Source organism: Chryseobacterium sp. SIMBA_029, assembly GCF_046535275.1.
In the GTDB taxonomy this organism is placed as follows: domain Bacteria; phylum Bacteroidota; class Bacteroidia; order Flavobacteriales; family Weeksellaceae; genus Chryseobacterium.
The window spans coordinates 1-261 of record NZ_JAWRXA010000489.1; the positions used below are offsets into that span (position 1 = coordinate 1).

Sequence of the window (261 nt, forward strand, 5' to 3'; positions counted from 1 at the left end):
TGCCCGTTATAACTTTGAATAACAGGTCTGTCAAAGTCATAAGGTAAACTTAAGATAGGCAATTCTCCTGAGAACTTGTTAGTCCAGTAATCTTCCATCTCTTTCATATCTTTTGATTGTAAGAATTTATGCTGCCATTCAGAAAAATCCTTGTACTGAATTTTTAAAGGTTCTATTTCATGCCCATTATACATGCGGACAAAATCTTTCATTAAAATTTTCATGGATAGCCCGTCAGTTATAATGTGATGCATATCAATC

Annotated in this window: 1 protein-coding gene; it reads right to left on the reverse strand. The window is 33.3% G+C overall.

What is annotated here, in order from left to right:
* Window positions 1-224: condensation domain-containing protein (locus SB679_RS24935; protein WP_410704986.1), on the reverse strand; the 224-nt coding region annotated here is incomplete at its 3' end.
* Window positions 225-261 lie beyond the last annotated feature (37 nt).